Origin of the sequence: Amycolatopsis sp. NBC_01307 (assembly GCF_035975215.1) — a bacterium.
Classification (GTDB): domain Bacteria; phylum Actinomycetota; class Actinomycetes; order Mycobacteriales; family Pseudonocardiaceae; genus Amycolatopsis.
Window position 1 is genome coordinate 4953540 of record NZ_CP108403.1, and the last position, 17201, is coordinate 4970740.

General features: G+C 73.4%; 19 protein-coding genes and 1 pseudogene. 8 read left to right on the top strand and 12 right to left on the bottom strand.

The features are described from left to right. Window positions 1–20: 20 nt before the first annotated feature. The 3 genes and pseudogenes from OG439_RS20550 to OG439_RS20560 form a co-directional block, all read right to left on the bottom strand. Window positions 21–1724 carry an AfsR/SARP family transcriptional regulator gene (locus tag OG439_RS20550; protein WP_326950983.1) on the bottom strand — a complete coding sequence of 568 codons (1704 nt, stop codon included), beginning with the start codon at window positions 1722–1724 and terminating at the stop codon, window positions 21–23. A 28-nt stretch (window positions 1725–1752) separates the two neighbouring features. Then, window positions 1753–2824, bottom strand: a pseudogene (locus OG439_RS20555) (LLM class flavin-dependent oxidoreductase). An 11-nt stretch (window positions 2825–2835) separates the two neighbouring features. Further along, on the bottom strand, window positions 2836–3783 hold the full coding sequence (locus tag OG439_RS20560) for an NmrA/HSCARG family protein (protein ID WP_326950984.1): 948 nt from the start codon (window positions 3781–3783) through the stop codon (window positions 2836–2838). A gap of 149 nt (window positions 3784–3932) precedes the next feature. Between OG439_RS20560 and OG439_RS20565 the strand changes: the two genes are divergently transcribed. Next, the gene (locus OG439_RS20565; RefSeq protein ID WP_326950985.1) at window positions 3933–4727 is read left to right on the top strand and encodes a cellulose-binding domain-containing protein; all 795 of its coding nucleotides are present in this window, start codon (window positions 3933–3935) and stop codon (window positions 4725–4727) included. A 176-nt stretch (window positions 4728–4903) separates the two neighbouring features. On the opposite strand, the gene OG439_RS20570 is transcribed toward OG439_RS20565, so the two are convergent. After that, the gene (locus tag OG439_RS20570) at window positions 4904–5089 is read right to left on the bottom strand and encodes a hypothetical protein (RefSeq protein ID WP_247053572.1); all 186 of its coding nucleotides are present in this window, start codon (window positions 5087–5089) and stop codon (window positions 4904–4906) included. 29 nt (window positions 5090–5118) lie between these two features. Beyond that, window positions 5119–5712: an HSP18 transcriptional regulator gene (locus OG439_RS20575; RefSeq protein ID WP_326950986.1), complete on the bottom strand. Its 594-nt coding sequence runs from the start codon at window positions 5710–5712 to the stop codon at window positions 5119–5121. 108 nt (window positions 5713–5820) lie between these two features. On the opposite strand from OG439_RS20575, the gene OG439_RS20580 reads away from it, so the two are divergent. Next, the gene (locus OG439_RS20580; protein ID WP_326950987.1) at window positions 5821–6612 is read left to right on the top strand and encodes an ANTAR domain-containing protein; all 792 of its coding nucleotides are present in this window, start codon (window positions 5821–5823) and stop codon (window positions 6610–6612) included. Window positions 6613–6678: 66 nt separating this feature from the next. Beyond that, window positions 6679–7317, top strand: coding sequence for a maleylpyruvate isomerase family mycothiol-dependent enzyme (locus OG439_RS20585; protein WP_326950988.1), 639 nt, complete (start codon window positions 6679–6681; stop codon window positions 7315–7317). Between the two features lie 199 nt (window positions 7318–7516). On the opposite strand, the gene OG439_RS20590 is transcribed toward OG439_RS20585, so the two are convergent. Together OG439_RS20590 and OG439_RS20595 are read right to left on the bottom strand one after the other, a co-directional pair. Continuing rightward, on the bottom strand, window positions 7517–7963 hold the full coding sequence (locus OG439_RS20590; protein WP_247053579.1) for a nitroreductase family deazaflavin-dependent oxidoreductase: 447 nt from the start codon (window positions 7961–7963) through the stop codon (window positions 7517–7519). 53 nt (window positions 7964–8016) lie between these two features. Beyond that, window positions 8017–8229: a hypothetical protein gene (locus OG439_RS20595; RefSeq protein WP_326950989.1), complete on the bottom strand. Its 213-nt coding sequence runs from the start codon at window positions 8227–8229 to the stop codon at window positions 8017–8019. 112 nt (window positions 8230–8341) lie between these two features. On the opposite strand from OG439_RS20595, the gene OG439_RS20600 reads away from it, so the two are divergent. The 3 genes from OG439_RS20600 to OG439_RS20610 are packed head-to-tail and all read left to right on the top strand — an operon-like array spanning window position 8342 to window position 11065. After that, window positions 8342–9646, top strand: coding sequence for an amidase family protein (locus OG439_RS20600; RefSeq protein ID WP_326950990.1), 1305 nt, complete (start codon window positions 8342–8344; stop codon window positions 9644–9646). Between the two features lie 7 nt (window positions 9647–9653). Next, window positions 9654–10463, top strand: a complete 810-nt coding sequence (locus OG439_RS20605) for a MerR family transcriptional regulator (RefSeq protein ID WP_326950991.1) — start codon at window positions 9654–9656, stop codon at window positions 10461–10463. Window positions 10464–10486: 23 nt separating this feature from the next. Then, window positions 10487–11065, top strand: a complete 579-nt coding sequence (locus OG439_RS20610; protein ID WP_326950992.1) for a hypothetical protein — start codon at window positions 10487–10489, stop codon at window positions 11063–11065. On the opposite strand, the gene OG439_RS20615 is transcribed toward OG439_RS20610, so the two are convergent. Then, window positions 11062–11415 (bottom strand): ArsR/SmtB family transcription factor, encoded by a 354-nt coding sequence (locus OG439_RS20615; RefSeq protein WP_326951579.1) that lies wholly within the window; start codon window positions 11413–11415, stop codon window positions 11062–11064. The genes OG439_RS20610 and OG439_RS20615 overlap by 4 nt on opposite strands. A gap of 69 nt (window positions 11416–11484) precedes the next feature. On the opposite strand from OG439_RS20615, the gene OG439_RS20620 reads away from it, so the two are divergent. Continuing rightward, entirely contained in the window at window positions 11485–12459 is a 975-nt protein-coding gene (locus OG439_RS20620) for a cation diffusion facilitator family transporter (protein ID WP_326950993.1), read from the top strand. A 6-nt stretch (window positions 12460–12465) separates the two neighbouring features. Here the strand turns inward: OG439_RS20620 and OG439_RS20625 are convergent, their stop codons facing one another. Together OG439_RS20625 and OG439_RS20630 are read right to left on the bottom strand one after the other, a co-directional pair. Further along, window positions 12466–13659, bottom strand: a complete 1194-nt coding sequence (locus tag OG439_RS20625; RefSeq protein WP_326950994.1) for an MFS transporter — start codon at window positions 13657–13659, stop codon at window positions 12466–12468. Beyond that, window positions 13656–14444, bottom strand: a complete 789-nt coding sequence (locus tag OG439_RS20630; RefSeq protein ID WP_326950995.1) for a DeoR/GlpR family DNA-binding transcription regulator — start codon at window positions 14442–14444, stop codon at window positions 13656–13658. Before OG439_RS20630 ends, OG439_RS20625 begins: the two co-directional genes overlap by 4 nt. 123 nt (window positions 14445–14567) lie before the next feature. Here OG439_RS20630 and OG439_RS20635 point away from each other — a divergent pair, with 123 nt between their 5' ends. Then, a complete protein-coding gene (locus OG439_RS20635; protein WP_326950996.1) occupies window positions 14568–15155 on the top strand; it encodes a TetR/AcrR family transcriptional regulator in 588 nt (195 codons plus the stop codon). Here the strand turns inward: OG439_RS20635 and OG439_RS20640 are convergent. Together OG439_RS20640 and OG439_RS20645 are read right to left on the bottom strand one after the other, a co-directional pair. Continuing rightward, a complete protein-coding gene (locus tag OG439_RS20640) occupies window positions 15152–16255 on the bottom strand; it encodes a Gfo/Idh/MocA family protein (RefSeq protein WP_326950997.1) in 1104 nt (367 codons plus the stop codon). The two genes, OG439_RS20635 and OG439_RS20640, sit on opposite strands and share 4 nt — an antisense overlap. Continuing rightward, entirely contained in the window at window positions 16252–16986 is a 735-nt protein-coding gene (locus tag OG439_RS20645) for a sugar phosphate isomerase/epimerase family protein (RefSeq protein ID WP_326950998.1), read from the bottom strand. Before OG439_RS20645 ends, OG439_RS20640 begins: the two co-directional genes overlap by 4 nt. Window positions 16987–17201 lie beyond the last annotated feature (215 nt).

Genomic DNA, 17201 nt, shown 5'->3' on the forward strand with positions numbered 1-17201 from the left:
GGTGTCGGGGGTTGGGATGATCATGCGTTTTGGCTCGCCACTGTATCGATCCAGTCCTCTTGGCCTGCTCGACTTCGGGCGAACTCACGTAGGGGCTCCTGGTAGCGGTAGGCGTCTGGGCCTGCCGGGTCCAGTAGGTGGGCGTCCACCAGGGACTCCAGGATCGCCGCTGCTGCCGGTAGCTCGAGGTTCAGAGTCTCGGCGGCGGCGGAGAGTGGGACTACCGGCATTGAGAGGTGCGACAGCACCCGGAATGCTCGGGACTGGGCCGGGGTCAGCTGGGCCATTGCCGACTCGTAGGGCTTCTCTATCGCTCCGCACTCCGGGGGTGTCACCGGGGAGTCTGGCGACGGGCGGCCCAGGCGGCTGAGTGCCTGGGGCATCGTCCACTCCGGGCGGGATGACACTCGGGCTCCCACCGCCTGCAGGACCTGGGGTAGGCCCGCTGTTCGGGCGACCAGTTCTTCGGTCGCGGCGCGGTCGTGGTCGGTTCGGGGGCCTATCAAGCGGCTCAGCAACTGCAGCGATGCCGTGGGGTCCAGGCCTCGTAGTTTCTGCCAGTGGGCGTGGGGCAGGCCGTACAGGCGCTGGCGGGCCGTGATCATCACCGCCGGGCCTCCGGTGCCTGGGAGCAGGGGGCGGATCTGCTCCGCTGCCTGGGCGTCGTCCAAGACGATGAGTACGCGGCGGCCTGTGGTGCGGGTGCGCCACAATGCCGCTCGCTCGCTTGACGACGGTGGCAGGTCCGTGACGCCGATACCTCGCAGCAGCTCGGACAGCGGGTCCGGCGAGACCGACAGGTCCGTGAACAGCTGGCCGTCGGGGAAGGACGTTGTGATCTTGTGGCCCAGCTGGATCGCCAGGGTGGTCTTGCCGATTCCGGCCAGGCCTTCGACGCCCACTACCGGGACGCCTGGGTTGGTTGTCCGCAGGGTGTCGGCCAGCGCGGTCAGCATGTCCTCTCGGCCTACGAACTCCGGGAGCTGCGGAGGTAGTTGCGTGGGGCGGGTGATGGTGGCGGCCAAAGTGGGGTCCGAGGACAGGATTTTGCGCTGCATTTCGCGTAGTTCCGGGCCTGGGTAGAGGCCCAGCTCGTCCTCCAGCCGGCGCTGGATGTGGGCGAAGACGTCCAAGGCCTCGGCTTGCCTGCCGGAGCGGTAGAGGGCCAGCATCTGCAGCTCGCGGGGGCGTTCTCGCAGGGGTTGCTCGGTGATCAGCTCGGTCAGGGCGCCGATGGCACCTGTGTGGTGGCCCGCCTCGATGTCGGCTGCCGCTAGGTCTTCGATCGCCTTCAAGCGCAGCTGCTCCAGGCGGACGCGTTCCGCCTCGAAGCCGTTGACGCCTGACAGTGGGGCGCCGTGCCAGAGGTCTAGTGCGGCGCGGAGGGAAGGCGCGTCGCCGGTGGTCAGCAGGTGCTGGAACTCCGTCAGGTCCAACGTCGGCGCGATGATCGCGTAGCCGCCGCCGATCGACTTGATCGGGGTGTCCGGCTCCAGGGCGTGGCGCAGGCGGGAGATGTACGAACGGACCATGCCGGTCGCCGCCCTCGGTTCCGCGCCGCCCCAGAGCGCCTCTACCAGCTGGGCGGGTGAGAGCGACGTGCCGCCCTGCAGGAGCAGGACCGCCAGCGCCGCCCGTTGCTGGGGCGGGCCCAGCTCCAGCTCGACGTCGCCACGCCACGCCCGTACCGGGCCCAGCACCTCGAACCGCACTGATTCGGTCACGCTCAGCGCAACCGCGGGCGGCGGGTCGCTATTCCACCGCGGCGAGCGACCGGTGCGTCGGCGCGTCCGGGACGTGCGCCGGCCGTCCTCGCGCGAACTCCTTGCGCAGCACCGGGACGACCTCCGCGCCCAGCAGGTCGATCTGCTCCAGCGCCGTCTCGTGCGGCAGGCCCATGCCGTCGACGTTGAACAGCTGGCGCTGGTAGTCGCCGAAGTCCTCGCGGAAGCGCATGGTCCGGTCGATCACCTGCTCCGGGCTGCCCACGACCAGGGGCGTCTGGTCCATCGTCTCCTCGAGCGAGGGGCCGTGGCCGTAGATCGGCGAGTGGTCGAAGTACGGGCGGAACTCGGCGATCGCGTCCTGGGAGCGGCGTCGGATGAACGTCTGGCCGCCGAGGCCGACGATCGCCGTGTCCGCGGGGCCGTGGCCGTGGTGCTCGAAGCGCTCGCGGTAGAGCGCGATCATCCGCCGGGTGTGCTCGACCGGCCAGAAGATGTTGTTGTGGAAGAACCCGTCGCCGTAGAAGGCCCGCCTGCTCCGCGATCTGGGGGCTGCGGATCGACCCGTGCCAGACGAACGGCGGGACGCCGTCCAGCGGACGTGGGGTCGAGGTGAAGCCCTGCAGCGGAGACCGGAACTTGCCGGACCAGTCCACGGCTTCTTCGCGCCACAGCCGCCGCAGCAGCGCGTAGTTCTCCACGGCCAGCGCGATGCCGTCGCGGATGTCCTTGCCGAACCACGGGTACACCGGGCCGGTGTTGCCGCGCCCGAGCATGAGGTCGAGCCGGCCGTCCGCGAGGTGCTGCAGCATCGCGTAGTCCTCGGCGATCTTCACCGGGTCGTTCGTGGTGATCAGCGTCGTGGACGTCGACAGCACGATCCGGCTGGTGCGCGCCGCGACGAACCCCAGCAGCGTGGTCGGCGACGACGGCACGAACGGCGGGTTGTGGTGCTCCCCCGTCGCGTAGACGTCGAGGCCGGCCTCCTCGGCGCGGACGGCCGTCTCGACCATCCGCTTGATCCGCTCGTGCTCGGTCGGGGCGCGGCCGGTTGCGGGGTCGGCGGCGATGTCGCCGACCCCGAAGATGCCGAAGTGCATCCCGAAAGGCATCACAGCCCCTTGAACGCGTCGCGGTGGGCGGCGAGCCAGGTGCCGAAGTCCTGCAGCCGCGGGTTCAGCTCGCGCACGGCGCCGGGGTCGCGCGCGCCGGCGAAGACGCTCTCGTACTCGGCGTAGTAGAAGAACATGTTGGCCAGGTCGTCGGCGCCCGGGAACCCCTGGGCGCGCACGGCTTCGACGCTGACCGGCCGGTAGGCGACGTCCTCGCCGAGCTCCTTGGCGAACGCCGCCGCGTACTGCTCGCCGGTCAGGTTCTCGCCGGAGATGCTGATCGTGCGGCCGACGAGCTCGGGGCCGCGTTCGAAGACGCCGAACGCCGTCCGGCCGATGTCCTCGGCCGCGATCGCGGGCAGCGTGCGGTCGCCCATCGGCAGGTGCAGGGCGAGGACGCCGTCGTCGTCGCGGACCGGGCGGAAGAAGTCGAGGAAGGACTCGAAGTAGAACGTCGTGGACAGGAACGTCGTCGGCACGCCCGCTTCGACGAAGAACGCGTCGGCCTCGGCCTTGCCGTCGAAGTGCGGGACCTTGTAGCGCTCGTTCAGCGTCGGGACGCGGTCGTCGTCGAGGCGCAGGTGCAGCCGGGTGTCGGGCAGCGTCGACCAGATGACGTGCTGCAGGCCCGCGGACTTGGCGGCCGCGGCCATCGCGCGGGCCTGCTTCTGCTCGCGCTCGACGTCGTTGTACTCCCAGAACGCGCTGACGAAGTAGGCGCCGTACGCGCCCCGCAGCGCCGTCGTCAGGCTCGCTTCGTCGTCGAGGTCCGCGACCACGACCTCGGCGCCACGCGCGGCGAGCGCCTGTGCGGCGTCGGAGCCGGGGCGGCGGGTGATCGCGCGGAGGGCGAAACGGCCGGCGGGGTCGTCGAGGATGGCGCGGGCGACGCCGCCGCCCTGCTGGCCGGTGGCGCCGACGACGGCGATGATCTTCTGCTCGGTCATGGTTCTCCCCGGTTTCGGTGACCGGGACATCCGGTCGTGAACCCAGGTAACCGCGGCGATGTTGGCGGCTTGTGCACGCGGCATGCACGCGGTTTACAAGACCTGCGCGGATTCCTAGGATTCGCCGGGCACGAGACGGGAGGTGCTGGATGGCGCGCCGCGCCGAGCGGGACGACGACGAGATCTCCGTCGCCGAGCTCTTGAAGGAGACCGGCGCCACGGCGCGGCCCTTGACCGGCGGTTCCCTGCCGCCGCGGGCGCCGCTGCCCGACGGGTTGTCGCCCGCGGAGCACGTGGACCGGATCGAGCAGCGGGCCCGGGAAGCCGCCGCCGCGCAGCAGCGGGCCGGGGCGCGGATCCGGTGGGTCAGCGCGATCTGCGGGCTGGTCGCCGTCGTCGGCAGTCTCGTCGTGATCGCCGTGACCACCAGCTCGCCCGGCCGGGAGGCGTCGCCCCCGCAGGTGCCGCTGCTGCCCGCGACCACCCCGAAGCCGGCCACGAGCACGCCACCACCGCCGAGCCCGACGCCGATCCCGACCGTCATGGTGGGCCGGCAGACCGCGCCGTCGAGCTCGGCATCGGCCCCGCCGCCACCGCCGTCGTCGAGCGCGGCCGCTCCCCAGGCGTCCTGCTCGGTGCGGTTCACCGTGCAGGACCAGTGGGACGACGGCTTCACCGCGGCCGTCGCGATCACCAACAAGGGCGCGAAAACGCTCTCGCCGTGGACGCTGAGCTGGACCTTCGCCGACGGGCAGCGGGTCACGCACGGCTGGGACGGCGACTACGACCAGCGCGGCGGCCGCGTCACGGTGAACGCCGCCGACTGGAACACCACCCTCGCGCCCGGCGCGACCGTGACCACGGGCTTCAACGGCTCGATCCGCGGCGGCAACCCGGCGCCCGGCGCGTTCACGCTCAACGGCGCGGCCTGCGACGCGGGCTGATCACGGGATTGATCCGCTTCCCGTCCGGGTAGCCGCCGAAGATCGGCCACCCGGACGAGGAGATGCGATGACTCAACCCCACCACGAGACGAACGAAGACGACTCCAGCGGCAACCCGATGGACGACCGGACCGAGGACGAGCGGGAAAGCCGCGACTCGGACGGGGACTGATCGCTCAGATCGTCTCCTCCGGACGCCGGGTCATCGTCGGCTCGGGGTCCGCGCTCCGGCGGTCGGAGTCGCGCAGCACTTCGCGGGCCTGGGCTTCGGGATCGGCGCTCTCGACGGCCTTTTCCTCGGGCAGCAGCTCGGCCCGGCCCGCGGTGCGCTCGTCGGGGTTCTGTTCCGCTTCTTGTGCCATACCCGCCTGGTACCCACGCGGACGGCGGCTCAGTCCCGGGAGCGGCGGTTGCCGGCCGCGGCACGGCGCAACCGGGCCGCTTCGGCGGAGATTTCACCCACCCGGGTACCCAGGTCGCCGGTCAGGTGCGGGCGGGCCGCGGCCAGCGGCGGCAGGAGGTTCGCCGGGTCGTCGTCGCCCAGTGCGGCGCTGAGACGATCGGCGCTCGCCTGCGCGGCCGGGGCCAGGCCGTCGAGCGCGCTCACGCGGCCGGCGAGCTGGCGCAGCACGGCGGCGTTGCGCCGCGCCCAGTCCGCGACGGCCCGGTCTCCCGCCCGCCGGTCGCGCTCGGCGTCGACGCGGGCCTCGCCGGTCCGCTCCCCCGTGCTCGACGGTTGCAGCCGCAGGTAACGCCGTTCCGCGGCCTGTCTGCTGGCGACGCCCAGCGCGGGCGCGAGGGTCACCCAGCTGGCGCCGGCCGCTCGCGCCGCCGTGATCAGCTCCGGCTCCCAGCCGGCCAGCTCGTCCCGCAGCAGCCGGAGGCCGCTCAGCGCGGTGACCAGCTGGTCCTGGTCCGCGGTGCCCGCGCGCGCGGCGGCGACCGCTTCGTTTATCCGGCCCAGAACGCCGGCGGTCTCGTCCATGGTCGTCCTTTCGACGACGGGTATCTTGTCGTCTTAACGACGACATGCTAAAACCGCCGTGCGTGTCGACGCCAGAGTTTTGAGCAAGACGTCGAGAAAGGTTTCGAGGTGACCGGAAGACCCGCGGCCGACGACCAGGCGCCGCTGACCGCACTGCTGCAGGAGCTGCTCGACCGCATCGCGGCCGAGGTGCCGGGCGCGCTCGGCGCGGCCGTGACCGTCCAGCACGGCGACGGCCCATTGCGCGTGGCCGCCGCCCGGGGGCTCTCGGCCGCGTGCGTCCGGGCCCAGCTGGAGCGGTTCGGCGGCCCGGTGCCGCTCGCCTGCCGCACGGGCGTGCCGGTGGTCGCCGCCGACGTCTTCGCCGACGAGCGATGGCCCGCGCTCACCGTCAGCGGCATGACCGAGTACTTCCCCGAGTTCGCGGCGGACTGGCTGCGCACCCGCGGGGGCGCCGCACTGCCCGCCGCCTGGGACGCCGACGGCGGCCTGGTGCTGTCGGCCACGCTCGACCGCCCCGCCACCGAAGAGACCGTGACGGTGTTGCGGCGCTACGAAAAGCTCACGGCGATGGCGCTCGTCCTCGCCGAGTCGGCCTGGCCGGACCAGACCGAGCAGATGCTGGACCTGCTGCAGTCGCGGGCCGCGCTGGAGGAGGCGAAGGGCATCGTCATCGCGCTGCGCCGCTGCAGCCCCGACGAGGCCTGGGCGACGCTGCGGCGGGCGAGCCAGGAGTTCAACGTCAAGGTCCGCGAACTCGCCGTCGCGCTGGTGGAGCTGATGTCCGGGGCGCCGGCGCCGCAGCCGGACGGCGAGCGCACGATCCGCCCGGGCAACGCGGCCCGCACCGCGGCCGAACAGCTGCTGCTGGTGTTCGACGGCGCGACTACGGCGTTGTAACACTTCCGGGCGCTCCGGCGACCTGCGGGCACCGGGACATCCCGGAAGGACACCCGGGAGGCCCCCATGGCGGACGCCAGTTCCTGGCCGGAGATCCACCGGGAACGCGCCGCGCTCGCCGACGATCTCGCGAACCTGCCCACCGCGGCGTGGTCGACGCCGTCGCTGTGTCGCGGGTGGACAGTCCACGAGGTACTCGGCCACGTCGTTGCGACCGCGAAGCTGACGCCCGTCACGTTCTTCGCGCGGCTGGCCGGTTCCGGGTTCCGGTTCGAGGCGATGGCCGCGAAGAACCTCGCCCGCGAGACGGAGGCCGGTCCGGAAGCCACGCTCGCACAGCTGCGCGAGCACGCGAACGACACCACCGGGCCGCCGGGACCGGCGGACTCGTGGCTCGGCGAGATCGTGGTGCACGGCACCGACATCCGCCGCCCGCTGGGGCTCGAGCGTGCGTTCCCGATCGCGACGCTCGTGCAGGTCGCCGAGTTCTACCGGCGGTCCAACCTGCTGATCGGCGCGAAGAAGCGGGTCACCGGGCTGACGCTGCGGGCGACCGACGCGGGCTGGTCGACCGGGAGCGGGCCCGAGGTGACCGGGCCGATGCTCGCGTTGGTGCTGGCCATGACCGGGCGAAGTGCGGTGCTCGACGAGCTTTCCGGGCCCGGCGTCGACCAGCTGGCGGCCCGCTGCGCAACGGATTCCTGAGCGATCCGGCTCGAGCGGCCGGCTGCGCACGGCGCCCAGCAACCCACGCCTCGCGGCGAGGCGGGTGCCCAGGCGACCCCGCTCCGGCTCGGGTCTTCGGCGGATCGACTGGCCGCGCACGACGATCTTTCGGCACCGGCCGAGCACCGCGGCATGCTGTCTCCGCCAGGCCGCCGGCAGCGCGCGGCGGAAGCGGCTCCTAAACGGGTTCGACACGGAACACCGCGATCCGGCCCGCCGCGTCGGCGACCGCGTCCGGGTTGGACGCTTCGGCCAGACCCGTTGTCACGTAACGGTTGCCGACGCTCGGCGGGCTGGTCTCCACCAGCTTGCGCAGGATCGGGCGCCGCTCCTCCACCGGCACCTCGACCAGCCGGGCGGTGGCCGAACGGCGGCCGCGGGTCAGCGTGACGCTGGCCGCGGCGCGCACGTTCGCCACCCAGGCGGCCTTCGGGTACGCCTGGATGATGTAGCGCTCGCCGTCCTGCGGGATGACGGCGATCGGGAAGGTGCGCGGGACGCCACTGCGGCGCCCCGCGACCGTGAGCAGCTGCATCGGGCCGAAGGCGATGCCGAGCCGCTGGAGCCCGACGACGAGCTTGTTCCCGGCGTTGACCATCCGCCGGTAGTTCTGTGCTGTTGCCATGCCCCGAGCGTACACCAACTCGTACGAGACTCATATCATCCGAAAGCCGTAACTCAGATCGGGTCGGGACCCGGTGCCGGCTCGGGCGGGACGGGATCCGGCACGGGCACGCTGCCGGGCTCGGGCGCCGGCAGCTCCGGGCCAGGGCTCGGCGCCACCGGATCCGGGCCCGGCGGCGCGGGGTCGGGGCTCGGCCCGACCGGGTCCGCCGGGATCGGCTCGGGTGGCGCCGGGGGTGCGGTCAGGCGCTCCGCTGCGATCGGCATCGATCTCCCTCCGCCGTCCGTGGGTCGGGCGGCTGTGACTCTTGGTTACCCAAGACGCGCATCCGGGAACCGCGCTTGACCCTGACACCGTGTCAGGCCGTACTCCTCGGCCATGACCTTCCGGACCGCCACCGAAGCCGCCGCCGGGATCCGCCGCGGCGCGCTCTCGGCTCGTGACCTGACCGAAGAACTCCTCGACCGCATCGAGGATTCCCAGCTCAACGCCGTCGTCGAAACCCACCGTGACGCCGCGCTCGAAGCCGCCGAGGACGCGGACCGGGCCGTCGCGCGCGGTGCCGATCTCGGGCCGCTGCACGGCGTCCCGATGACCGTCAAGGACGCCTTCGCCGTCGAAGGCATGCACACGACCTGGGGTGAGCCGGCGTTCGCGGAGCACGTCGCGGACCACGACGCGGCCGTCGTCGAACGGCTGCGGGCCGCGGGCGCGATCGTCGTCGGCAAGTCCAATGTGCACCACATGCTCGCCGACTTCGGGCGGACGGTGAACCCGGTGTACGGCCGCACGCTCAACCCCCGCGACCCGGCGCGCACGCCGGGCGGCTCGTCCGGGGGCGCCGCGGCCGCGGTCGCCGCGGGTCTGTCCTATCTGGAGTACGGCTCCGACCTGGCGGGCTCGATCCGGATCCCGGCGGCCTACTGCGGCGTCTACGGCCTCAAGCCGACCGCCGGAACCGTGCCGCTGCGCGGGTTCCAGCCACCCGGCCCGCCCGCGGAGCCCGGCCGGGACTTCCCGTCGGCGGCCGGGCCGCTCGCGCGCTCGGCCGCCGACCTGCGGCTCGCCCTCGGCGTCACCGGCGGGCCGGACGGCGCCGAGGCGCACGCGTACTCGTGGCGGCTCGCGCCACCGCGCCGCACCCGGCTGGCGGACTTCCGCGCCGGCGTCGTCCTCGACGACCCGCGCTGCCCGGTGACCGCCGAGGTCGGAGACGCGCTTTCGGACGTCGTCGACGCGCTCGCCCGCGACGGCGTCCGGGTCACCGAAGGCTGGCCGGACGGCGTCGACCCGGCCGCCCAGGCGGAGTCGTTCGGGTTCCAGGTGGAGCTGTTCTTCGCGATGCACGAAGGCGACGTCGCGGGCGTCGTCGAGCAGGAACGGCGGCGGCACGCTTCGGCGGCGGCGTGGGGCCGGTACTTCCGGGACGTCGACGTCTTCCTGTGCCCCACCGTCTTCACGACAGCCTTTCCCCACGACGGCGAGCAGGACCGCTACGACGACCAGGTGTTCTGGGTCGCGCAGGCGTCGCTGCCCGGCCTGCCCGCAGTGTCCGCCCCGGCCGGGAGCGCGCTGCCCGCCGGGCTGCAGGTGGTCGGGCCGGCGCACGAGGACGACACGGCGATCACGTTCGCCGAGCTCGCCGCGGCCGTCGCGGGCGGGTTCGTCCCGCCTGGGGAATGATCGGCGGATGTTCTCGATCGGGGACTTCGCCCGCCACGGCCGGGTGTCGGTCCGGATGCTGCGCCACTACGACGCGCTCGGGCTGCTGCGCCCGGCCCGCGTCGACCCGGCGACCGGTTACCGCAGCTACACCGCGGGGCAGCTGGCCCGGCTCAACCGGATCGTCGCGCTGAAGGACCTCGGGTTCACCCTCGAGCAGGTGCGGACGCTGCTGGCCGAGGAGGTGCCGGTCGAGCGGGTGCGCGGGATGCTGGACCTGCGGCGCGCGGAGCTGGAAACGGCGGTGGCGGCGAGCGCGGCGAAGCTGGCGCAGGTCGAGGCCCGGCTGCGGACGATCGAGGACGAGGGCCGCGCGCCGGCGTACGACGTCGTGGTCAAGGACCTGCCCGCCGTGCGGGTGGTGGAGCTGACCGGCGTCGCGGCCGGGTTCGCGCCGGAGGCGATCGGCCCGGTGGTCCGCCCGCTGTGCGCGGAGCTGGGCCGGCGGCTGCCGACCGCCGACGTGACGCCGGCCGGGCGCCTGACGTGCTACTACGAGCAGCGCGCGGACGACGAAGTCGTGGTCCACGCGGCGATCCCGGCGTCGGTCGGCCCGGGTGACCTGAACGGCTTGAGCGTCGCGGACCTCCCGGCAGCACGCGCGGCGACGCTGGTCCACCGCGGCGCGATCGACGGCGTGCTGCCGAGCTGGCAGGCGGTCGTGCGGTGGATCGAGGCGCACGGCCACCGCTCGGCGGGCGCGCAGCGGGAGCTGTACCTCGACTGTCCGGAGGATCCGGCGGGCTGGGTGACCGAACTGCAGGAGCCGATCGCCTGAGATCGTTGCTATCGTTCCGCGGCGTGACCGGACAATCGCTTTCCCTCGAAGAACTCCCGGTCGTCTGGCGATCGGCGATCCTCCCGCGGCAGTACCGGCCGCGCGGTCCGCTCGTCGAAGTCCACCTGGTCCCGGCCGCTCCGGGGACGCACCACGCGACGCCGGACCTCGAGCGGACCCGCGGCGAACTCGCCGCGTCCAGCTTCGTCGGAGAGCAGCCCGTGCACGCCGGCTCGTCCGAAGACGGCGTGTGGGCGTTTTCGACGGCCGGGGAGTCCGGGCTCGCGGTGCTGAGCAGCGGCCAGCGGACGTGCTGGTTCCCGCTGCCGGAAGAGAGCTTCGACCGGGAGGCACTGGCGCTGCGGGTCGCCGCCCGGCTGACCGCGTTGCTGGCCATCGGCCTTCCGCTGCCGGACGCCCTCGCGCCGGCGATCGGGCTGGATCCCGTCGCCGCGACGACCACCGTCGCCACCCGCAGCGTGCGCAGCCCCGGCCGGATCCGGATGGGGACCGTGGCGGCGTTCCCGGCCGACGAGCTGCGCCGGACGGCGCGGGAGATCGCCGAGGACCTGGTGGCCCGGCTGGCCGCGCCGCTGAGCTAGGCGCCGCCGGAGTCCGCTCGCGGGTGGTGCGGCTGGGCGTGCGCGCCCGGGGGCAGGTCGCGGTCCAGGTGGTCGGCGTGGTGCAACGCCTGGGCCAGCAGGCCGCGGACGTGGTTGTCCGCCGCCGAGTAGTAGACGAACGTGCCTTCGCGGCGGCCCTTCACCAGGCCCGCCAAGCGCAGTTTCGCCAGGTGCTGGCTGACCGCCGTCGGCGCCGCGCCGGCCAGCTCGGCCAGGCCGGCCACCGACGACTCGCCCTGCAGCAGGGCCCACAGGACCTTGATGCGGGTCGGGTCGGCCAGCAGGCGGAACGACTCCGCGGCCAGGTGGACCTGCTCGTCGGTGGGCATGTCGAAGTCGGGCACTTCGTTACCCTACTACTTGCGTATATGCGCGCCTACGCAGGTAAGATGACGGCCATGACGGGACACGGGCACCGCCACTCGCGGTGGCGACCGCACAGCCACGACAGCGCCGACCGCGTCGACCAGGCCCTCGAGACCAGCCGGCGCGGGATGCGGGCGCTCGTCCGCTCGTTCGCCGCGCTGTTCGTCACCGCCGTCGCGCAGCTGGTGCTCGTGGTCGTCACCGGGTCGGTGGCGCTGCTGGGCGACACCATCCACAACTTCGCCGACGCGCTGACCGCAGTCCCGCTCGGCATCGCGTTCCTGCTGGGCCGGCGGGCGGCGACGCGCCGCTACACCTACGGCCTCGGCCGCGCGGAGGACCTCGCCGGGGTGGTCGTGGTGCTGGTCGTCGCGGCGTCGGCGGTGATCGCCGGGTACGAGTCCGTGCTGCGGCTGCTCGACCCGCGCCCGGTCGGCCACCTGTGGGTGGTCGCGGCCGCCGGGGTGGTCGGGTTCGCCGGGAACGAGCTGGTGGCGCGGTACCGGATCACCGTCGGGCGCGAGATCGGCTCGGCCGCCCTGGTCGCCGACGGCCTGCACGCGCGCACCGACGGCTTCACGTCCCTGGCCGTCGTGCTCGGCGCGGCCGGCGTCGCGCTCGGATTCCCGGCGGCGGACCCGATCGTCGGGCTCGGCATCACGGTCGCGATCCTGTTCGTCCTGCGCGACGCGGCGAAGGAGGTCTTCCGGCGCCTGCTGGACGCGGTCGACCCGGCGACGGTCGAGCTGGCCGAGGCCACCGCCCGCGACGTCCCGGGGGTGCTCGGCGCCGGCCCGCTGCGGATGCGCTGGATCGGGCACCACCTGCGCGCCGAGCTCGCGGTCACGGTCGCGACGACGCTGACGGTCGCGCAGGCCCACCGCATCGCCCACGACGTCGAGCACCGGCTGCTGCACGCGGTCGCCCGCCTGACGGCGGTCGTCGTCCACACCGAACCGGCGACCGGCGCCGAGCAGGCTCACGAGGGACTGGCCCACCACCACTGACCGAGGTCACGCCACGGGCTGCTCCACGGGTTCCGGCTTCGGGGTCAGCACGCCCGCGAACAGCGCCGCCAGGACGCACAGCACCACCGGCACCGCGAACGTGACGTTCAGCGGCATCCACCGCGTCAGGCCGCCGATCAACGCCGGGCCGGCCAGCAGGCCCACGTAACCCAAGCCGACCACCCGGGCCATCAACGCGCCCGAGTTGCGCGTGTCCAGGTTGCCCGCCGCCGAGAACAGCTGCGGTACGCCGCCCGAGAGGCCCAGGCCGAACACCGCCCATCCCACCAGGGACAGCGGGACCCACGGGGCCGCGGCGGCCACCGAGAGCCCCACGGCCGCCATCGCCGCGCCGTAGCGGACGATCGCCGCCGGGCCCGCCCAGGCCGCGACGCGGTCGGTCAGGAAGCGGCCCGTCGTCATGGCCACCGCGAACGCGCCGTACGCCAGCGCCGCCGTCGAAGCCGAGGTGCCCAGCACCTTCTCCATGTGCAGCGCGGCCCAGTCGTTCGCCACGCCCTCCGAGAGCATCAGCGCCAGGGCCAGCGCGCCCAGCAGCCAGATCAGGCGGCCCGGGGTCCGGCGGGCGGACGTCGGCGCCGGAGACGCCTGGGCGACGTCGTCCGGCGCGTCGGCCGGCTCGATCAGGAACCGGGCCGCCACCAGGGAAAGCACGATGCACACCAGGCCGGTGCCGGTGAGCGTGACGCCGGTCGGGACGCCCGCGCCGAGCGTCGCGGCGCCGATCACCGCGGCCAGCGCGCCGCCGATGGACCACATCGCGTGGAACGACGCCATGATCGGACGCGGGTACGCGCGCTCCACGACGACCGCGTGCGAGTTCATCCCGACGTCGATCGCGCCGTTGCCGAAGCCGAACAGGATCAGCGAGAGCCCCAGCGTCCACCACGAGTTCGCGAACCCCGGCGCGCACAGCGCGAGGCCGAGGAACACCCCGGCCGCCGGGACCAGCTTGCGGTGCCCGAGGCGGTCGACCAGCGGGCCGGAGACCTGCATGCCGGCGAACGCCGCGCCGCCGAGCACCAGCAGCAACGCGCCCAACGTGCTGTGCGAGATGCCGGTGGCGCGCTCGACGTTCGGGATGTGCACCACCCACATCCCCATGCCGAACCCGTTGAGGGCGAAGAACATCCACGTCGCGACACGGGCGGCGCGCGGACGGGCGGAAACGGTCGTCATCGGTTCTCCAGCGAGTCTGGCAAGGGGACAGCGACGTGCACGAGCACGCCCCGCTCGGCCAGCGCCGCACGCTGGTCCGCGGGGGCACCCGGGTCGGTGATCAGGACGTCCGCCCGGTCGGCGGGACACACGTGGGCGAGCGCAGCGCGACCCCACTTCGCGCTGTCGGCGAGCACGATCGACCGCGCCGACACCGCCAGGGCCTGCTGCTTGACCTCGGCGTCGGCGAGGTCGAACGCGGTCAGCCCGGCGTCGAGGTCGAACGCGCACGGGCTCAGCACGGCGACGTCGAACCGCAGCGCCCGCAGCGAAGCGAGCGTCAGCGGCCCGACCAGCGCCTGCTCCCCTGGCCGCGGCTCGCCGCCGGGCAGCAGCAGCCGCACGTGCGGGGCGTCGGCGAGTTCACGAACGGCGTGCAGCGACAGCGGCATCACGGTGACCGACCGGTCGCGCAGCAACCGCGCCAGCTCCAGCGCCGTCGTGCCGCTGTCGAGGACGACGGTCTCGCCGTCGGCGATCAGCTCCGCCGCCGCGGCCGCGATGGCCCGCTTCGCCTCGGTGGACGCCGTGGCGCGGGCCGCGAATGGCGGCTCCATACCGGACGGTGACGCCGGGACAGCCCCGCCGTGCACCCGCCGCAGCACGCCCCGGGCGGCGAGGTGGTCCAGGTCCCGGCGCACGGTCATCTCCGACGCGCCGGTCACCTCGGCCAGCTCGCCGACGCCGACCTGCTCGGTGCCGCGCAGCCGCTCGACGATGACCCGTTGCCGCTCCGCGCTCTTCACCCCGCGATGCTCGCAAGAACCGCGCATTCGCACAACTGATTTGTTCGACCGATCACGCGGCTTGTGCGAAATCCCGCTGCGGCATGATGGGGACGTGCACGTCGCCGAGACCACCGCAGCCCCGTGACCGGGGGCTACCTGAAGGGCCGGATCCGCCGCGAGGACATCATCACGGCGGCGGCCGCGGCGTACGGCGAGCTCGGTTACCACAGCTCGTCGCTGCGGGAGATCGCCAAACGCGTCGGTATCACCCACGCCGGCCTCCTGTACTACTTCCCGACCAAGGAAGCGCTGCTCGCCGCCGTCCTCGAGCGGCGTGACGCCGACGATTCCGACCGCGAGCAGCTGCGCGTCCCGCCCGGGCTCGACGTCCTGCGCCACTTCGTCGCGCTGGCCGAGCACAACGTCCGCCACCCCGGGATCGTCGACCTCTACTCGCGGCTCGCCGCCGAAGCCGTGGCCGCGGACCACCCGGCGCACGACTACTTCGTCGAGCACTACCGGGCCGCGCGGGCGGGCGTGCGCGAGTCGTTCGAGGTCCTCGCCGCGCGTGGCCAGCTGCGCGACGGCGTCGACCCCCGGGTGGCGGCGCTGACCTTCATCGCCCTGATGGACGGCCTGCAGGTGCAGTGGCTGACCGTGCCCGGTGACGTGGACCTGGTCGGCTCACTGCGGTTCGCCCTGCAGAACCTGCTCGCCGTCCCGCTTTAGAGCGTCTTCTCGTACGGGTCCCACGCCGCCGGCAACGCGGGCGGCACAGCGACCACGCTGTCCACCTCCACGGGCTGTCCGCGGGTCAGCGACTCGTCGATGGCCAGCATCGCGTCGAGCACGTGGTAGGCCAGCTCGCCGGACGCGCGTTCGGGCACCCCGGCGCGGATCGCCCGCGCCAGCTCCAGCGTGCCGGTGCCGCGTGAAGCCTGATGCCCCTTCGGTTCCAGCTCTTCGGGCTCGTCCTGACCGAACAGGTGCAACGCGGTCGCGCCGTCGAACCGGTTGGGGTCCGGGAGCACGGCGGTGCCGAGCGTGCCGGTCAGCTCGACGAAGCCGGTGCGCTTCAACGCCGAGTCGAAGCTCAGCACGAGCTGGGCGGACCCGCCCGAGGCGAACTCGACCAGGGCCGTGACCGTGGTCGGCACCGTCACCGGGAACTCCGTCCCGGCGCGCGGCCCGGACCCGATGACACGGGTGTCGCGCGCCCGGCCGCCGGCGCCGGTGACCCGGCGGATCGGGCCGAGCAGGTGCACCAGCGTCGTCAGGTAGTACGGGCCCATGTCCAGCAGCGGCCCGCCGCCGGCCTGGAACAGGAACTCCGGCGCGGGGTGCCAGCTCTCCGGCCCGGGCACTTGGAACAGCGCGAGCGCGGTGTTCGGCTGTCCGATCCGGCCTTCGTCGATCGCGCGCCGCGCGGTCTGCAGCCCGGCGCCGAGCACGGTGTCGGGCGCGCTGGCCACGCGAAGGCCCTTCTCCCGCGCGCGGTCCAGCAGCTTGCGGCCGGTCTGGCGGTCGAGCGCGAGCGGCTTCTCCGCCCAGACGTGCTTGCCCGCCTCGAGCGCGGCGAGCCCGACGTCGACGTGCGAAGCCGGGGTGGTCAGGTTGACCACCAGCTCGACGTCGGGGTCGTCGAGCAGCTCGGCCACGGTGCCCGACCGCGGGACGCCGTGCTCGGCCGCCCGCGCCGCCGCGCGCTCGGTGTCGAGGTCGGCGACGCGCAGGACGCGGACGTCCGGGAAGCTCGTCAGGTTCTCGAGGTAGGTGCCGCTGATGACGCCGGCACCGACGAACCCGACGCCGACCGGCCCGCCGGTCACTGCCCGGCGCCGGTCAGGAAGGCGTGGCTGGCGGCGATGGCTTCGAAGAGGTCGCCGTCGAAGGCGTCGAACTCGACCACGCGAAGGGCGGTCGGCGCGGCGGCGAGCACCTCGGCGATCGGCACTTGGCCCTGACCGGCGGGAAGCTGGCCGGAGGCGTCGGTGGCGAGGCCGCCGTCCTTGACGTGGATCGCCTTGACGCGGTCGCCGAGCCGGCCCAGCAGGGCGGCCGCGTTCTCGCCGCCCGCGGTGGCCCAGTAGGTGTCGACCTCCAGCGCGACGGCCGGGTCGAGCTGGTCGGCGAACACCTCGAACGCGGCGCGGCCGTCGATCCGGGACTCCAGCTCCCACCAGTGGTTGTGGTAGCCGACTCCGACGCCGTGCTCGGCCGCCACCTTCGCGGCGGCGTTGAGCGCGTCGGCGGTCGCGGCGATGTCGGCCGGGTCCTGCCACTGCTCGGGCTTGACCAGCGGGTCGATCACCAGGCCGATGCCCAGCTCGGCCGCCGCGGCGAACACGGCGGCCTGGTCGGCGCCGATCAGCCGGGCGTGGGCGGTCGGCGCGGTCAGGCCGTTGGCCGGCAGCCCGGCCCGCAGCGCCTCGACGTTCTCGACGACGCCGTACGGCTCCACCTGCGTGAAGCCGATCGCGGCGAGACGCCGCAGGGTGTCGGCGGGATCGGCCGCGAACGCGTCGCGGACCGAATACAGCTGCACGGAAAGCAGGCTCATCCCCAGCTCCTGAGATCACGGTGGCGGACGCCCGCCACGGCTCCACAAGATTTCTACCACCTGGTCAAAATTCGCACCAGGGCTTTCCCGGTGACTCGACCGGACAGATCCGCGGTTTTCCCGGACGTCTTCGTGCGTGCCCCGGCTCACCGGCCGCGGGGGTTTTGGGGTGCTCCGGATGGGGCAGTAACGCAGCACGGGAAGGGGCCGGACCG